Raw genomic sequence first — 731 nt, 5'->3', positions numbered from 1 at the left:
TCGATCCCGTTAACTCCCATAGGTCCCGTAGTGTAGCGGTTATCACGTCGCCCTGTCACGGCGAAGATCGCGGGTTCGATTCCCGTCGGGACCGTTTAAAATAACGCAAGTTATTTTAGACTCGTTAGCTCAGTTGGTAGAGCAATTGACTTTTAATCAATGGGTCACTGGTTCGAGCCCAGTACGGGTCATATATGCGGGTTTGGCGGAATTGGCAGACGCACCAGATTTAGGATCTGGCGCTTAACGGCGTGGGGGTTCAAGTCCCTTAACCCGCATTGAGATATAATAAATGAGCCGGCTTAGCTCAGTTGGTAGAGCATCTGATTTGTAATCAGAGGGTCGCGTGTTCAAGTCATGTAGCCGGCATTTTTAGATAGAAGAAAACAGTGCGAACGTAGTTCAGTGGTAGAACACCACCTTGCCAAGGTGGGGGTCGCGGGTTCGAATCCCGTCGTTCGCTTAGAGAGGCCGGGGTGGCGGAACTGGCAGACGCACAGGACTTAAAATCCTGCGATTGGTAACGATCGTACCGGTTCGATTCCGGTCCTCGGCATAATATAATGAGCACCCTTAGCTCAACTGGATAGAGTACCTGACTACGAATCAGGCGGTTAGAGGTTCGACTCCTCTAGGGTGCATTTTTCTATTTAACTCGGGAAGTAGCTCAGCTTGGTAGAGTACTTGGTTTGGGACCAAGGTGTCGCAGGTTCGAATCCTGTCTTCCCGAT

Annotated in this window: 8 tRNA genes; all 8 read left to right on the top strand. The window is 50.5% G+C overall.

Annotation, left to right across the window (positions count from 1 at the left end):
• The first annotated feature begins 21 nt into the window (after positions 1-21).
• Positions 22-94: transfer RNA gene (locus B4W83_RS11635), tRNA-Asp, on the top strand.
• A gap of 24 nt (positions 95-118) precedes the next feature.
• Positions 119-191 (top strand) — tRNA-Lys (locus B4W83_RS11630).
• A gap of 5 nt (positions 192-196) precedes the next feature.
• A tRNA-Leu gene (locus B4W83_RS11625) sits at positions 197-278 on the top strand.
• 18 nt (positions 279-296) lie between these two features.
• A tRNA-Thr gene (locus B4W83_RS11620) sits at positions 297-369 on the top strand.
• 22 nt (positions 370-391) lie between these two features.
• A tRNA-Gly gene (locus B4W83_RS11615) sits at positions 392-463 on the top strand.
• Between the two features lie 7 nt (positions 464-470).
• Positions 471-556: transfer RNA gene (locus tag B4W83_RS11610), tRNA-Leu, on the top strand.
• 11 nt (positions 557-567) lie between these two features.
• A tRNA-Arg gene (locus B4W83_RS11605) sits at positions 568-641 on the top strand.
• Between the two features lie 15 nt (positions 642-656).
• Positions 657-730, top strand: a tRNA-Pro gene (locus B4W83_RS11600).
• Position 731 lies beyond the last annotated feature (1 nt).

It is taken from the genome of Streptococcus pseudopneumoniae ATCC BAA-960 = CCUG 49455, assembly GCF_002087075.1.
GTDB classification, from domain to species: domain Bacteria; phylum Bacillota; class Bacilli; order Lactobacillales; family Streptococcaceae; genus Streptococcus; species Streptococcus pseudopneumoniae.
Note: the sequence above shows the minus strand (reverse complement) of the source record. Positions and strands in the feature narration are given on the sequence as shown.